The sequence below is a fragment of the Streptomyces sp. NPDC005181 genome, from assembly GCF_040608395.1.
GTDB lineage: Bacteria > Actinomycetota > Actinomycetes > Streptomycetales > Streptomycetaceae > Streptomyces.
On sequence record NZ_JBEXID010000020.1, the window covers coordinates 1 to 14,457 of the forward strand.

The window sequence follows — 14,457 nt, forward strand, 5'->3', positions numbered from 1 at the left end:
CCGCTCCTACTTCGCGGGCTCCTGCGGCGGGGCACCGCTGACCGTGATACGGCAGTACATCGAGGGCCAGAAGCGCCCTATCTGACCGTCCCCCCCCGAGACGAAGAGAACTCCGGCGCTCCGCGCCTCCGCTCCAAGGATGCGTTTCCCTCCCCGGCTGAAGCCGGGGATACCCACACAAGATCAAGGATGGAGACCACGGGAATCGTTCGCCGCCAGACGGCGGAGCGTATGCGCGACGCTCTGGAGCGGCTCATTACCGAGCGGGATGTATGGGTGTCGACGGCTCACCCTGATCACGGGCCGCACCAGGTGCCGCTGTGGTTCTTGTGGGATGGGCGAGCAGTGTGGATGTGCACCAGCGCCACTTCCGTGACTGCGCGGAACATCCGCAAAGAGCCGCGCGTGCGCCTGGCGCTACCGGACACCTTCGACGTGGTGCTCCTCCAGGGTGAGGCGGAGTGCTTCCCGGACCAAGAGGTGCCCGGAGGCGCAGCGGAGGCGTTCGCCGACAAGTTCGGGTGGGATCCACGCGTGGAAGAGGGTTCCTTTCTGTATGTACGAGTGGTCCCGAGGGCTGTGCACGCTTGGCGCGGCGAGCCGGAACTACGCGGGAGAGTCATCATGCGCGACGGGATGTGGCTGGAATAACGGCCGTCCCTCGCCGACGCGCCTCTCTCGGATCACGATCTACAGCTGGAATACTAGGCAAGTCCTGTTGCCATAGTCGCCTGCCGCCGATTGGTGCCCTGGACGTGAGCAGTCCCGCAATCAATTGAAGCCTCTCGCATCGAACTTTGATGGACGCGTGCCAGATCCGTGCCAGATCGAGCAGTCAGCCACGGTCAATTGGGGTGCGAGGCGGTGCAGGCACGCGCTGACAGGCTTGGCCCTGCTGTACGGCTGCTGACCAGCCAAGACCGTCCTGTGCTCGGCGCCAGGCTTACAAAGCAGGTGTCGGCGGTTCGAAACCGTCCGCGCCCACCAGCCAGAACGCCCCCGCAGCGAGTCGCTGCGGGGGCGTTGGCGGTAGTAGTTGACGGCAGTTCCTCAGGCGCATCGCGTAGCGGTGGGCTGCGTGAGTAGAAACCTTCTCTACGGGTTCAAGGCCCGCGCACGGCGCGGGCGCGCCGCCTCTGCGGCGCGGCCTGCCTTCTGTCTCCGCCCCGGCTGGCCGCGCCCGGCGGGCAGGAAGTGGGGGACACCCTCTGTGGCTGGGGCGGTCGGCTTCACGACTTTAGCCAGCCACTTTGGCGCGAGCCTCGAAGATCACGGCCCCAACGCCGTGCTTTACCGGGCAGCTCAACAGACTGCCCGACGCGCCGGAAGCTTACGGGGCCGTGATCACTCGCGCCAAAGCAGCTCCCGGCCAAAGTCCCTACGCCGACCTCGCTCCTTCGCCTGCGGCAATACGGACTGGCGACCGGGTGGAGCCGTCGGAGGCTGGATTGCAGAGCCTGTCAGTGGCGCTTAGCGTGATGTCGGGGACTCCAGGGGCTCTCGGGTGCGGTGCGTGCGGCGGACTCAGCAGGGCATGCGCCGGGGGCTCAGTCCATCGAGGTGATCAATGATGACTGACAGCACACAGACGCTCATGAAGAATCTCGCCGACACCTTCAGGTATCCGATCCGTTCGCCGATCCTCCACTCTGACCTCAGATCAGTTCGCTGCGGCGAGCGGTCCTGATCACGGACCTCAGTAGGCCGCACGAACCCAGCTCGCTCACATGATCATGCTGAGCGAGTCGGTAAAGGCCTAGAGGGGACCCGCCGCCGATGACACTCTGCGCACGGGCCTGCTCCATCGAGAAAGAAAGGTCCGGAGTCTGGTCGCCGACGAGGATGCCACCACCGGCATTGTTCCTGTCCAGAACGCCCGCCGAGTTCGTCGGGCGCTGAGAGACGAAAGGCCACTCATGCCACAATCCATGCGCGCGCTCGTAGCCGGAAAGGTCGGCGAGCCGGCCGATGTCCTGCGGCTGGAATCCCGGCCTATTCCCACGCCAGAAGCCGGTCAGGCGTTGATCCGTGTGAAGGCGACTCCGATTCACGCCAGTGATCTGCACGTGCTGCGTGGCCGCTACGGTTTCTCCCCCGAGTTTCCCACTGTCGGGGGTCACATGGAATGCGTGGGCCGTATTGAGGCCCTGGGCCCGGATACCGAGGGACTGAAGATCGGCGAGCGCGTGGTGGCCGTTGCTGTCCCGGCGGTACCCGGGCCGCATGTGGCCGGTACTTGGCAGGAATACCTTGTTGCCGATACACGAAGGCTCCTGCCGGTCCCCGATCATCTGAGCGACTCCAGCGCCTGTCAACTCGCCGTCAACCCGTTGACCGCGCTGCTCCTCGTGTCTCGCGAACTCGACGTACAGCCGGGTGAATGGTTGTTGCAGACGGCCGCGGGCTCCACTGTCGGCCGGCTCGTCATTCAGCTGGCCAGGCATCTGGGTATTCGCACGATCAATGTCGTGCGGCGGCGCGATGCCGTTGAGGAGATCAAGGCGCTTGGTGGTGAGGAGGTCATTTGCACTGAGGACGAGGACCTGTTGCAGCGTGTGGCCGAGATTGCAGGATCGGCTGGCGTGCGCAAGGCCATCGACTGTGTCTCGGGCCATGTGGGTGCCCAGGTATCCCAGGCATTGGCTCCGGGAGGAGAGGTCGTGGTCTACGGCGCTCTCTCCACCCATCGGCAGACTGACCCGGCAGCGCTGACGATCCCGCTGCTGGCACGCTCGGTTATCTACGAGACCAAAGCAGTCCGTGGCTTCTGGCTGAACCGCTGGTTCGGCACTGCCTCACCTGCGGATGCGCTGCGCGCGCTGTCCGAGGTTCGCAGTCTCGTCGCTGATGAAGTGCTGAGCATCCCCCAAGGCGAGCCGTTCCCGCTCGAACGCTTCACTGAAGCCATCTCGTTCGCCGAAGCACCCGCACATGGCGCCAAACCGCTCTTCGTCTTCGAGGACGGCCGGGACGAAGACGACAGGTAGGACGCGGCCCGGCCGGTGCCGGCGGCGGTGCGGCTGCGGCGGGGCAAGGCCGCCGACGTCCGCGGTGCCGCCCAGCTCGGGCAAAGCGCACCGCTCGGCCAACTGGACTAGGGGCATCAGGCCAGCGTCCGCGATCAAGTTCGGCTCGGGAACGCGGCAGGACAGCTCAGAGATCGAATCCAGGCTTACAAGGCAGCGGTCAGGGCCGTGCTGTACAGCAGTGAAGTACAGCAACCACGGCGACCGAAGCCGACTCTCACCGCACCTGAGGAGCCGGATGGCCAGCCCGACAGACCTCAGCGACCGCTCCGCTCATAGTTCGCATCGAGGGGCGGAGCCGTGCCACACCTGTGCCCTATCAGGCGGTCAATCACGGTCAACGACGGTTCGCCGATGAATTGGCGGCGAAGAACGACTTCAGCTTCACCGACAGCCTGCCCGACGGCGTGAGTGTGGCCTCGGACGCGAACGCGTCGACGACTTGCGGTAACGGCACGGTCTCCGCGTCGGCGGGGGGCTCGTCCGTGGCTCTGGCAGGCGGCGACCTGGCCGCCGGCACGGAGTCCTGCACGGGCACGGTGAATGTCACCGCCGACGAGGCGGGAACCTACGTCAACGGCCCCGAAGCGATCACCACGGTCGGCCTGAATCCCCCGGCCCCCGCGACGCTGACCGTCGAGGAGGAAGCATCGGAGGCTCCCAACGGCGCCTGGGCCGTCGGCACCGCGACGGGCTCGCCCGGTCTGCTGTCCGGCAACGTCGTACAGGCCCCGGTGGACATCCCCGTCAACGTGTGCGGCAACACGGTGAACGTCATCGGAGTGCTCAATCCTGCGGCGGGCAACGCCTGCGTCAACGGCTAGTCGGCCAGGTCGCTCACCGAGCCGGAACCCGGCGGGTCCCTGCGGACACAGATCGTCCGGCTGACATCACCAGTTGACACCAACGCCGCTGAACGAGGGCAGACAACGGCAACTCTGCCCGCAGTGGCAGACAGCCATAAGGGCCCGTTCCGTGAGGTCGCCTCACGCAGCGATCGAACTTACAAAGCAGATATCGGCGGTTCGAAACCGTCCGCGCCCACCAGTGCAAAAGGCCCCCAACCGATCATGGTTGGGGGCCTTTGGTATCCCGTTCCGATGTCAACGGGCGTGGTCAATCACGGCTGTCCTGGCCACCCGGGTGAACAAGCGGCACAGGTTGCGCGGTTCGATCGGCCGGCCGGTCCGGGTGGCGAAGGCGTAGCCGGTGTCCTTCCACTCACGGCATCGCCGCAGCCAGCACATGCCGGTCACCGGTATCGGGTAGCTGTATCGCGTTGATGAGCGGCTCGTACCTCACAACCAGACAATCCCGGAGCGCCACTTTCCTCGCAGTCCGCGTCCGGTCCTGCTTGTCCGAATCAAGGTCGGGCCTGTTGGCCTTGAGGTTTCGGAACGTCTCATCAAGGATCGTTTCGGTCCACCCTCCAGCCGAAGTCTCTGCGCTGCGAGATCGTGGAGGACAGCGATGCACTGGTTTTTCGCGTGAATGAGGTCACCGTCGCGATCGGCACCGGCCAACGCCGAACCTCAACGGTTGGCCGGCCGACAATCTGCGGGACTGCCTCGGTCCTTCGCTCCGCACCGGCGGGGACGACTGGTATCAGCTGTAAGCCGCTCACGGGCCGGCATTCACCGCTTCCCGATGCCTTCGAAGTGACGGCCCGCTCATACCGCCGGCGCTTTATCCCGCTGGACGACGATCATCGCCATGTCGTCCTCCAGCGGACCTGCCGCGTACGCCTCGAGATCGGCCGTGATCTTCTGCACCAGTGGTCCGGGTGCCTGGTCGGTCCAGGCGGCGGCGCGCTCGGCGAGCGGATAGAAGGTGCCCTGCCCGTCGCGGGTCTCACTGACGCCATCCGTGTAGAGCAGGAGCCGGTCGCCGTAGGCGAACGGGAAGGTCGCCTGGACGTAGGAGTCGTCGGACAGCCCGCCAAGACCGAGGGGCAGAGCGGGGTCGGGCACACTCAGCGCGGTTGCGGTGGAGTTGCGCAGCAGCAGGGGCGGCGGATGCCCGCAGCTGATCACGTGGACCACCGGCTCGTTGTCCGGGATGTCCACCAGCACGGCGGTCACGAAGCGCTCCCCGACGTCCGCCTCGGACCCCGAACATCCCGGACACCCCGAACACTCCGAGAACTCCGCCAGACCCCACCGGACGGCGCCCTCCAGGTATGCGACCAGCTCCGGCAGCGGGGACTGGCGGTGGGCTGCGGCGCGGAAGGCGCCCAGCATGATCGCGGTGTCGCCGATCGAGGCGAGGCCCTTGCCCCGTACGTCCCCGATGACCAGCCGGGTGGAGCCGGAGGCGCGGGCGACGGCGTACAGATCGCCGCCGATGCGGGTGTCGGCCTCGGCGCTGCGGTACTCCGAGGCGATGGATACCGGACCGGCCCGGTCCGGCAGCGGGCGCAGGACGACGCGCTGTGTTGCGTCGGAGACCGAACGCACCCGGAGCAGCTCCAGCTCGTGCCGGTTCCGCAGAAGGGAGAAGAGCACCAAGAGGCCGGAGAGCACCGCGAGGGACGCGAGCTCGACGAGGACGTTCTCGGTGGTCAGGAACCCACGCTCCGCCCCCGCGATGACGAGGGACACCACCGCGAGTCCGCCGATCAGCGCGGTGACCCGCGGGCCCGCGACGGCGGAGGTGACCGCCGGGGCCACGATGAGCAGGTGGGCGAGATGGATGTCCGGCGGCAGGAAGTGGTCGGCCACCGGTACGGCGACAATCAGCACGAGGGGCCCTGCCAACCACAGCGTCGACCGGCGCCAGGCCCGCAGGATCTCGGCCAGTGGTGTCGTAATGGTCGCAGCAGTCACGTCGTTGCTCCGGTGCTTTCTCGCCCTACACCCACAAACGCGTCGCCGACCGTCGCTCATTCCGCCATGCGCCGGTCAGCCGGTCCCGGCTGCCTCCAGCGCTATCGGAGGCTGCTCGGTGATCCGCCTGTGACCAGCAGCGACGTGACGTGGCCCGATACCGCCGAGTCGGCTGAGCCGCTGCCGCTGCCGCTGCCGTCGCCGACGGCGATCAGGTGGCGGAGGTGAGCATGCCGAGGGAGATCTGCCACAGGCGTGCTGCCTTTTGCGGGTCGAGGGCGTAGCGGACCACTCCTCGGCGGATGCCCGGCCGGTGCTGGAGATACGGCCGGGGTTGATGGCGTTGACGCTGACACCGGCGCCGGCCCAGCGCCTGGCGGCCTCGACCGTGAACAGGATTTTGGCCGTCTTGGACTGGCTGTAGGCGGCCCAGGCGTCGTAGGGGTGGCGCTCGAAATGGATGTCGTCGAAGAGGACCTCGCCGTTGATGTGGCCGACCGAGCTGACGACGACGACGACCCGGGCGTCAGCGGCTGCCTCGAGCGCGTGGTGCAGGCAGGTGGCTGCGAGGCCGGGCCGACTGGTAGCGCGGTGGGTCTGCAGCAGGACGCCGAACCACCCTGACCTGCTGGCCAGGGTGGTTCGACCGACGCGCGTCTCTGGTCCCGGATCGTCCCGTTGGTGCGGGCGGCCGACTGTCAGGGCACGGTGTAGCCGCCGTCGACGGGCAGCGCGACGCCGGTGACGAAGCTCGCCTTGTCCGAGCAGAGCCAGACCACGGCGTCAGCGATTTCGCCGGCGTTGGCGATCCGTCCCAGGGGGTGGGCAGCGATGAGCGATTTCAGGGGGTCTTCGTTCGGGTCCATGGACGCGAGCATCGGAGTCTCCACCAGGCCGGGGCACACGGCGTTGATACGGATGCCGTGCGGCGCGACCTCGAGCGCCGAGCTCTTGGTCATGGCGACCTCGGCGGCCTTGGTGGCCGTGTAGCCGGAGAACCCGGGGACACCCACCAGCGCCGCACCGGAGGACATGTTCACGATCGAGCCGGAGCCTTGCGCCACCATGTGCCGGAGCTCGTGCTTCATCGACAGGAACACACCCCGCACATTGAGGGCGATCATGTGGTCGAGCATCTCGGTCGAGTGGTCCTGGGTGAGCTGGAACTCGCCGTCGTAGCCCGCGTTGTTGAGGGCGAGGTCCAGGCGGCCGGTCTCTGCGACAGCAGCCTGGACGGCTTTCTCCACCTGGGATTCGTCTGTCACGTCGGCCACCACGTAGCGGGCCGAGCCGCCCGAGGCCTCGACCAGGCGAACGGTCTCCTTCAGGGTCTCCGCCGTGCGGCCGGCGACCGTCACCAGCGCCCCTTCGGCCGCCAGCGCCAGGGCGCTCGCCCGTCCGATGCCGCTGCCGCCCCTGGTGACGAGCGCCGACTTGCCTGCGAACTGCTGGTTCATTTCTCTTCCTCTCTGTACCTCTGCGTGTGGTGTCTGTGTGAAGTGGTCGGTCAGGCTCGGTGAGGCCGGGCATCCTGCGCGCCGCGGCCGTCACAAGCGGTCCGGACCGGGGAGGTCACCGTCGGCGCAGGCGCTTGTCGACCAGGGCCGGCGGGGTGGCGTTGTAGTTGTCGGCGGCATTGACCTCGGTGCCGGGCGCGACGATCTCGTCGATCCGGTCGAGGATGTCGTCGCTCAGTTCGGTGTCGGCGGCGGCCAGCAGACCGTCCAACTGCTCGCGTGTGCGCGGCCCGATCAGTACCGAGGTGACGGCCGGATGCGATCGCACGAATGCCAGGGCCAGGTGAGTCAGCGGCATGCCGGCTTCCTGCGCCACCTTGTCGAGCTCACGTACGGCTTCGATCTTGGCCTGGTTGGCGGGCAGGCTGAGATCGAACTCGCCTGCCGCGATCCGGGCGCGGACCTTCGTCGTCGGGTCGGCGCCGGACAGCCAGCCGCTGGACAGGGGGGCGTAGGTCAGGACGCCCATGCCGTAGCGCTGTGCGGTGGGCAGAACGGCCTCCTCGATGGTGCGGCTGAGCATCGAGTACCGCGGCTGCTCGGTGAGGAAGCGGCGGTGACCGCCCTTCTCGGCGGCCCACTGTGCCCAGTTGGCCGGAGTCAGCGTTGACTGCTACGTACGGCTGGAACGCGGGCGCAGCGCGAGCGTCTCCGTTTCCGTCCTGGAGGCCGTGGCTCGCGCACTGCAACTGAATGACACCGAGCGTAACCATTTGTTCGCCCTGGCCAAACCCACCCGGCGGCGGCCGCGCGCGACAGCGACGCAGCGTGCCCGCCCCGGGCTGTTGCGAGCCCTGCAGAATGTCGCCGACATCCCGGCCCTGCTTCTGGGGCACCGCCTGGACGTCCTGGCCACCAATCGTCTGGCCCGCGCCTTCTATCTCGATTTCGACGCCCTGCCGGCCGATGAACGGAACATGGCCCGCTACATCTTCCTCAACGACGCGGCCCGCGATCTCTACGTCGACTGGCCCGGGACCGCCCGCGAAATCGTCGGCATGCTGCACCTGTATGCCAGCCACCATCCACATGACCCCCGGCTTGCCCGGCTGGTCGGCGATCTGTCCGTCAGCGACCGGGACTTCCGCCGATGGTGGGCGGACCACGATGTGTACCAGGCTCGGCACGGCTCCAAGCGCTACCACCACCCGCTGGTCGGGGACCTCACCCTTGGCTTCGAAGCCTTCACTCCCATGGGCGACCACGACCAGACGCTCGGCCTGTACACCGTCGAACCCGGATCACCGTCCGAAAATGCCCTGCGCCTGCTCGCCAGTTGGACCGCCGACAACGCGCACATCAGCCCCGGAGAAGCCGCCAAGCACGCGCACTGACACAGCCGTGCCCCTAAGGGCTGTCCCGTAGCGGGGCATTGACTCCCCCCGACACCTGCAGTGGACCCCGGTCACGGCCGGCCGGATTCGGCCCGGTCGGGTGCCGCGGTCACAGCCGCCTGATGTGCTGCGGCTGCCGGGGCGGCCAGCAAGCGGGCCAGTAACCTCCACCCGCAGTGGCGGGCCGAACCGACGGCGTTTGCCTTTCTGGTTCGGCATCAGACCACCGCCCCGAAGCGCGGGCGACTGGTGGTGATCGGCTGGACGGCGTTGGCCGCGACGAAGTCGGGTTCCTTCCCTGGGACGGGGCGAAGCCTGGCCTTAGGATCCGGCAATGCTCGTATCACGTGCCACCAGCAGGCTTGTCCTCGTCGCCGTCATCGCGCTGCTTGCCGGTTGTGGCGCGGAAGGCCCACGAGGGGCGGATCTGCGGCCAAGTGCCTCTCGCACCTCCGCCACGCCCACCCGAGGGGCCTGGGCGTACGAATATGTCTCCGAGGCCGCCCCCGCCGGCAACAAAGTGCTCGACATCGCCGCCGTCTCCGCTCACGAGGCCTGGGCGATCGCGCAGACGTACGCTCCCGGCTCCTTCCACCCCGAGATGCCGCTGCTCCGGTTCGACGGCACGCGGTGGCGGACGTACGAGTTGTCCGCTGACCTCCGTGACGCGCTCGGCGGCGGCAGCCTCAAGTCGGTGACTCTGCACGCCGGCGCGGGTGGCGCCTGGCTGTTCGCGTATGTCAGCCACGGGCCGGGTACGTTCCCCACCCGCCTCGCCGCCCGGTTCGACGGCAGCCGCTGGCTGCCCGTCGCGCTGCCCGAGGGTTCGGACGAGGTTGTGGGGGGACCGCAGGTCGCCGTGCTCGGACCGTCGGATGTCTGGGTGGGCGAGGCTCTGCAGCAGACGGCATGGCACTGGGGCGGGCGCGGCTGGACCGCCACTCGGCTCCCGCTGAAGGTACGGGCCATCACAGCGGACACCGCCGGCGGGGATCTCTGGGTGGCCGGGGACGTTCCCGATCCACAGGCGGAGGAGGGTTCGGATCCGGACCACCCGGAGCCGCGTCGCGTTCAGCCCACGGCCGCGCGGTGGGACGGGCGGCGGTGGCAGGAGGTGCGGATGCCGGACGTCGAGACGTTGCGCAAGGGGGGTACGGGCTTGCAGGCCCTGGTGGATTCGCTCACTGCCCGGGGAGCCGACGACGTGTTGGCGACAGGGGTCGTGTCCGGCCCGTACACCGGGTCCAGGGACGCACCCGTGGACCGTCCTCCCTTCGCTCTGCATTGGGATGGCGAGCGGTGGAGCAAGGAGGATGCGCTGCCGCCAGGGGTGCTCGACGCCAAGTGGATGCGGGGCGCGGACGGAAAGGTGCGCAGGATCACCCGGCCGCCCTACGTCGCCGGGGCCACCGGGAAGACCACCGGGATCGACCGGAAGCAGACGCTCCGGCTGACCGGGATCGTTCGCATCCCGGGGACCGATGAGTTCTGGGGCGTCGGCTCGGTCGGCCTCGAGTCGCTCGGCGACGCGAACTTCAGCCGCGCCGTGGTGGTCCGGTACGCGCCGAAGGGGCGGACGCCTGCCCGGTGAACTCCTCCAACAGGCCCCGAGCGCAGCGAGTTCCCTGTGGCCTCGTGGTGCGTTCGCCGCAGTAGCACTTCGTCCACGCCGCACGGACCCTTCGCGTTCCCCTCATGAACGGCATGTCCTCTGCGGTCAGAGCGGTGCGAGGATCATGAGGACCTCGTCACGGTTGTCGTCGGGTGCGAGGCGGAGGGCCTCGGGCCGGCGGCCGGTCTGGAGCTACACGCGATGGCGTGATCTTCCTGGTGACGCATGGTGGTGTCTCGCCTTCTCGCCGGGGCTGGGAGCCCACGTCCGAGTACATCCGGAGCAGTACCAGTGCCACAGGTGCGGGGCGGCCGGTGTGGCGCGACTGGTGTCGCACCAGAGTGCCCGGTGGTCCAGGCAGTGGGGGCAGTTCGGCGGCTGGTGCACCACGGGGTCCTCCTGCATCGATTGGTGGTCAGCGTGGTACGGCAACCGGTGGTTCGGCGTACTCACTCGCCCTTCCCACCCGTATGGGGGACGCGTGGCGAGAGTGGGGGGACGAGGTCGTTCAGCCGCTCGACACGGCCGTCACCCGAATGGATGCGTACAGGTGGTCGCACGGGAACGTGCCGCGCAGGGTCGGTTCTGTCCGGCTCCATCCCGTTCCGGTCTAGGAGTTTCCATGGCACAGACAGCGCCCACGCCCGGCAGGTCCCGTCCTTCCGGTCCGGGGGACGGCACCAATCCCTGGGCGACCGGTGGGGTCATGTTCGCCGGTGTCCTGCTGATGGTGGACGGCGTCCTGGGGGTGATCAAGGGCATTGCCGGGATCGCTTCCGACGATGTCTACGCGCGCATCAGGAACTACACGTTCAAGTTCGACGTGACGGCCTGGGGATGGATCCATCTCGTTCTCGGCGTGATTCTCATCGTGATCGGCTGGGGCATCCTCAAGGGCGCCAGGTGGGCCCGGGCGCTGGGTATCGCGCTGGCGGCGCTCAGCATGATTGCCAACTTCATGTGGCTGCCGTACGTGCCGATCTGGGCGATCATCTCCATCGCCATCGATACGTTCGTCATCTGGGCCCTGTGCACGGACCGTTCCGAGGCGCTCATCTGAGGGTGGTCGTGACGGCGGTGGTGGCCGTACGGCCTCGGCGCAGGCAGGGAATCGGCTGGTGAGCATGGAGGACGTGCACGTATGGCTGCTGCATCCGAGCCGTCGGAAGAGCTCGTGGCTCTTGCCGCTGAAGCGTATGTCTACGGGTATCCGCTGGTCTTCGACCTGTCGACGGCAGAGGACTTCATGCAGGTGGGCGTCGGCCCCCTGGGGCCCACCCCGTTCAATCGCTTCGCGCACCCGGGCCGATGGGCGGGCCCCGGCACCGACTTCGCCGCGGTCAGCAACGACACGGTCTGCTCGGTCGCCCAGCTCGACCTCTCCGGCGGGCCGATCCGGCTGCATGTCCCCGACACCGACGGGGCGTACTACGTGCTGCAGTTCGCGGACACCTGGACCAACAACTTCGCGTATGTGGGCCGCCGTGCCACCGGTACGGATGAGGGCGACTGGCTCGTCGTGCCGCCGGGCTGGGCGGGCAGTGAGCCCGGCGGGGTGCGTGGGGTGATCGACGCGCCGACCTCTGTCGTCTCCGTCGTCGGGCGCATCGCCTGCGACGGCCCCGACGACGTGGAGCGGGTCCGGGCGCTGCAGAAGCGGTTCACGCTCACGCACTTCGAACCCGGGACGCACCGCACGGGGCTGCCCGCGCCCGACGCCGACGTACCGGAGCAGCTGCGCTTCTTCGAGCAGCTCAGGGTGTGGATGGCGGACTTCCCGCCGGCTGCCGCCGACTGCGCTTACCAGGACCGGTTCCAGCCGCTGGAGCTGCTGGAGGAGGGGCCTTCGCCGTACGTCTCCGCCGATCCCGCCCTCGTACGCGCCCTCGTCGAGGGGATGGAGCGCGGCAAGGCGCGCGTGGTGGCGGCGGCGGATGGGCGGCCGGACACGGCGGACGGCGGGCGCTGGGTGATGGAGCCGCATCTCTTCGACTACAACCTCGACCGGTTCGGGGTGGGAACCATCGACTCGCCGGAGTGGAAGATGGCCGACCGGGAGGCGTCCTACCTGGTCAGGGCTGTAGCGGCACGCATGGCGCCGTGGGGGGTCCACGGGTACGAGGCGGTGTCCGCACACACCTCCCACGACGCCGACGGCCATCGGCTCAGCGGCGCCCACTCCTATGTGCTGCGTTTCGAGCAGCCGCCGCCGGTCGGGGCGTTCTGGTCCGTGACGATGTACGACGCCCCGGACGGCCACCTCGTCGAGAACCCGGCGCACCGGTACGCGCTCGGTGACCGTACGCCCGGGCTGGTGCGCGCGGACGACGGGTCGCTGACCATTCACCTGGGGAAGGAACGCCCCGCGGACTCTGCGGCGGCGGCGAACTGGCTGCCCGCGCCCGACGGGGACTTCCGGCCTGTGCTCAGGCTCTACATGCCGGGGCGTGCGGTGCTCGACGGCACTTATGAGATTCCCGCGGTCGAACGGAGCTGATGCCGGTCCGGGGCACTTGTGTGCCCGGGGCGTTGTCAGTGGGCCGGTACACACTGGAGGCATGTGCCGCAGCATCAAGACCCTTCGCCCGCCCACCATCCCCGAAGAGGCCACCGAGGAGGACATCCGGGCCGCCGCCCTGCAGTTCGTACGCAAGGTGTCCGGCTTCCGGGCTCCGGCCGCGCACAATCAGGAGGTGTTCGACCGGGCCGTCGACGAGATCGCCGAAGCGACCGCCAGACTGCTGGACGGTCTTGAGGTCCGGGGGGCGCCCGTCAGGACCTCGTAGGTGCCGAAGCCGTCGCGGGGGTGGCTGCTGCCGCTGCGGGGCGGTGCATCAGGTACGCGGCCAGCGCGCCGGCCACGAACAGGGCCAGGACCGAGACCGCCGTGCCCAGCCATGTCGCGCCGAGCCACTGGCCGCCGAAGTAGCCGAGGCCCACGCTGTAGCCCGCCCAGGCCACGCCGGCCAGGGCCGACCAGGGCAGGAACTCCTTCACCTCGCGGTGCGCCGCGCCCGCGCCCAGGGAGACGACCGAGCGGCCCGCCGGGGCGAAGCGGGCGATGACGACGAGGGTGCCGCCGCCGCGGCTCAGGGCCGCGCCGAGACGTTCCTGCGCGGTGGTGAGGCGGCGGGAGCGGGCGATGGCGCGGTCCAGCCGGTCGCCGCCGCGCCAGGCCAGGCGGTACGCGACGAGGTCGCCGAGCACCGAGGCGGTGGCCGTGCTCAGGATCAGCGCGAGGAGCGACGGAACCTGGGGGACCTCTCCGGCGGAGCCGGCCGCGCCCGCGACCGAGGTAGTGCCCGCGGCGGCCGCCGTGGCCGCCGTGATCACCAGGACCCCGCTGGGCAGCACGGGCAGGAAGACGTCAAGGAGCACCGAGAGGGCGACCACCGCATAGATCCATGGGCTGCCGGTCAGCGCACCCACACTCTCGAGCACCTTCGCGTACTCCCCGTTCGTTTCAACGCCGCGACGTCGCAGGGGAGCGGCAGGGGCGGCAGGGCCGATTGTCCAGAGTACGCCTGCCGTTTACCTGTACATCACTACGCACGGGGGATGTTGTGTACCTCACGTGTCACATGTGACACGCCTGCCCCACAGGCCTCGTGGGGCCAGTGGGGCAGGCGCGGTAACACGGGACAGGCTGCGGCTCAGGCCGCGACCGCCGGCGCCTGCTCGCGGGTGCGGTCCGCACTGGGCTCCGCGCCACTCCGCCGGGCGAACAGCCGGTCCAGGGCCAGGGAGCCGGGGCCGGTGAAGACCAGCAGCAGGAACACCCAGCAGAAGACCGCGGACGGTTCGCCGCCGTTCTGCAGCGGGAAGAGCGCTTCGGGCTGGTGGACCTTGAAGTACGCGTACGCCATGGAGCCGGAGGCGACGAAGGCGGCGAGACGGGTGCCGAGGTCCAGGAGGATCAGGGTGCCGCCGACGAGCTGGATGAGCGCCGCGTACCAGCCCGGCCAGGTGCCGGCGGGTATGGACCCGCCGCCCATCGCGCCGCCGAGGACGCCGAAGAGCGAGGCGGCGCCGTGGCAGGCGAAGAGCAGGCCGACGACGATCCGGAACAGGCCGAGAGCGTAGGGCTGTGCCCGGTTCAGGCGTGTGCACGCCTACTAGTGCTTGCAAGTTCAACATTTCGTC

General features: G+C 68.8%; 14 protein-coding genes and 1 pseudogene. 9 read left to right on the forward strand and 6 right to left on the reverse strand.

Annotated features, from left to right (window positions below):
• The first annotated feature begins 189 nt into the window (after positions 1-189).
• From ABZV38_RS15630 to ABZV38_RS15640, 3 genes and pseudogenes are all read left to right on the forward strand, one after another.
• Positions 190-651, forward strand: coding sequence for a pyridoxamine 5'-phosphate oxidase family protein (locus ABZV38_RS15630; RefSeq protein WP_356327342.1), 462 nt, complete (start codon positions 190-192; stop codon positions 649-651).
• Between the two features lie 1,277 nt (positions 652-1,928).
• Positions 1,929-2,987 carry a zinc-dependent alcohol dehydrogenase family protein gene (locus ABZV38_RS15635; RefSeq protein ID WP_356327343.1) on the forward strand — a complete coding sequence of 353 codons (1,059 nt, stop codon included), beginning with the start codon at positions 1,929-1,931 and terminating at the stop codon, positions 2,985-2,987.
• Positions 2,988-3,655: 668 nt separating this feature from the next.
• Positions 3,656-3,847, forward strand: a pseudogene (locus ABZV38_RS15640) (chaplin); the annotation flags it as partial.
• Positions 3,848-4,696: 849 nt separating this feature from the next.
• Here ABZV38_RS15640 and ABZV38_RS15645 read toward each other — a convergent pair.
• Entirely contained in the window at positions 4,697-5,851 is a 1,155-nt protein-coding gene (locus ABZV38_RS15645) for a PP2C family protein-serine/threonine phosphatase (protein WP_356327344.1), read from the reverse strand.
• A gap of 75 nt (positions 5,852-5,926) precedes the next feature.
• On the reverse strand, positions 5,927-6,340 hold the full coding sequence (locus ABZV38_RS15650) for an SDR family NAD(P)-dependent oxidoreductase (RefSeq protein ID WP_356327454.1): 414 nt from the start codon (positions 6,338-6,340) through the stop codon (positions 5,927-5,929).
• On the opposite strand from ABZV38_RS15650, the gene ABZV38_RS15655 reads away from it, so the two are divergent.
• On the forward strand, positions 6,308-6,475 hold the full coding sequence (locus tag ABZV38_RS15655; protein WP_356327345.1) for a hypothetical protein: 168 nt from the start codon (positions 6,308-6,310) through the stop codon (positions 6,473-6,475). The two genes, ABZV38_RS15650 and ABZV38_RS15655, sit on opposite strands and share 33 nt — an antisense overlap.
• A 74-nt stretch (positions 6,476-6,549) precedes the next feature.
• Here ABZV38_RS15655 and ABZV38_RS15660 read toward each other — a convergent pair whose 3' ends face one another.
• On the reverse strand, positions 6,550-7,308 hold the full coding sequence (locus ABZV38_RS15660; RefSeq protein ID WP_356327346.1) for a glucose 1-dehydrogenase: 759 nt from the start codon (positions 7,306-7,308) through the stop codon (positions 6,550-6,552).
• Positions 7,309-7,423: 115 nt separating this feature from the next.
• The gene (locus ABZV38_RS15665) at positions 7,424-7,972 is read right to left on the reverse strand and encodes an aldo/keto reductase (RefSeq protein WP_356327455.1); all 549 of its coding nucleotides are present in this window, start codon (positions 7,970-7,972) and stop codon (positions 7,424-7,426) included.
• Here ABZV38_RS15665 and ABZV38_RS15670 point away from each other — a divergent pair.
• The 5 genes from ABZV38_RS15670 (at position 7,959) to ABZV38_RS15690 (ending at position 13,100) form a co-directional block, all read left to right on the forward strand.
• Positions 7,959-8,702, forward strand: coding sequence for a helix-turn-helix transcriptional regulator (locus ABZV38_RS15670; RefSeq protein WP_356327347.1), 744 nt, complete (start codon positions 7,959-7,961; stop codon positions 8,700-8,702). The two genes, ABZV38_RS15665 and ABZV38_RS15670, sit on opposite strands and share 14 nt — an antisense overlap.
• Positions 8,703-9,036: 334 nt before the next feature.
• On the forward strand, positions 9,037-10,293 hold the full coding sequence (locus tag ABZV38_RS15675; RefSeq protein ID WP_356327348.1) for a hypothetical protein: 1,257 nt from the start codon (positions 9,037-9,039) through the stop codon (positions 10,291-10,293).
• Positions 10,294-10,936: 643 nt separating this feature from the next.
• Complete coding sequence (locus ABZV38_RS15680; protein ID WP_356327349.1) at positions 10,937-11,374, forward strand: hypothetical protein; 438 nt, start codon at positions 10,937-10,939, stop codon at positions 11,372-11,374.
• Positions 11,375-11,455: 81 nt separating this feature from the next.
• Positions 11,456-12,811, forward strand: coding sequence for a DUF1254 domain-containing protein (locus ABZV38_RS15685; RefSeq protein WP_356327350.1), 1,356 nt, complete (start codon positions 11,456-11,458; stop codon positions 12,809-12,811).
• Positions 12,812-12,872: 61 nt separating this feature from the next.
• Positions 12,873-13,100 (forward strand): DUF2277 domain-containing protein, encoded by a 228-nt coding sequence (locus tag ABZV38_RS15690; RefSeq protein WP_356327351.1) that lies wholly within the window; start codon positions 12,873-12,875, stop codon positions 13,098-13,100.
• Here the strand turns inward: ABZV38_RS15690 and ABZV38_RS15695 are convergent.
• Positions 13,087-13,755 (reverse strand): VTT domain-containing protein, encoded by a 669-nt coding sequence (locus tag ABZV38_RS15695; protein WP_356327352.1) that lies wholly within the window; start codon positions 13,753-13,755, stop codon positions 13,087-13,089. The genes ABZV38_RS15690 and ABZV38_RS15695 overlap by 14 nt on opposite strands.
• Before the next feature lie 212 nt (positions 13,756-13,967).
• The gene (locus tag ABZV38_RS15700) at positions 13,968-14,414 is read right to left on the reverse strand and encodes a DoxX family protein (protein ID WP_356327456.1); all 447 of its coding nucleotides are present in this window, start codon (positions 14,412-14,414) and stop codon (positions 13,968-13,970) included.
• Positions 14,415-14,457: the final 43 nt, after the last annotated feature.

Bases quoted from the DNA above. Each gene is read 5' to 3' on its own strand.
- ABZV38_RS15630 (WP_356327342.1), top strand. From the start codon at position 190: ATGGAGACCACGGGAATCGTTCGCCGCCAGACGGCGGAGCGTATGCGC.
- ABZV38_RS15635 (WP_356327343.1), top strand. From the start codon at position 1,929: ATGCGCGCGCTCGTAGCCGGAAAGGTCGGCGAGCCGGCCGATGTCCTG.
- ABZV38_RS15655 (WP_356327345.1), top strand. From the start codon at position 6,308: ATGGATGTCGTCGAAGAGGACCTCGCCGTTGATGTGGCCGACCGAGCT.
- ABZV38_RS15660 (WP_356327346.1), bottom strand. From the start codon at position 7,308: ATGAACCAGCAGTTCGCAGGCAAGTCGGCGCTCGTCACCAGGGGCGGC.
- ABZV38_RS15675 (WP_356327348.1), top strand. From the start codon at position 9,037: ATGCTCGTATCACGTGCCACCAGCAGGCTTGTCCTCGTCGCCGTCATC.
- ABZV38_RS15680 (WP_356327349.1), top strand. From the start codon at position 10,937: ATGGCACAGACAGCGCCCACGCCCGGCAGGTCCCGTCCTTCCGGTCCG.
- ABZV38_RS15685 (WP_356327350.1), top strand. From the start codon at position 11,456: ATGGCTGCTGCATCCGAGCCGTCGGAAGAGCTCGTGGCTCTTGCCGCT.
- ABZV38_RS15690 (WP_356327351.1), top strand. From the start codon at position 12,873: ATGTGCCGCAGCATCAAGACCCTTCGCCCGCCCACCATCCCCGAAGAG.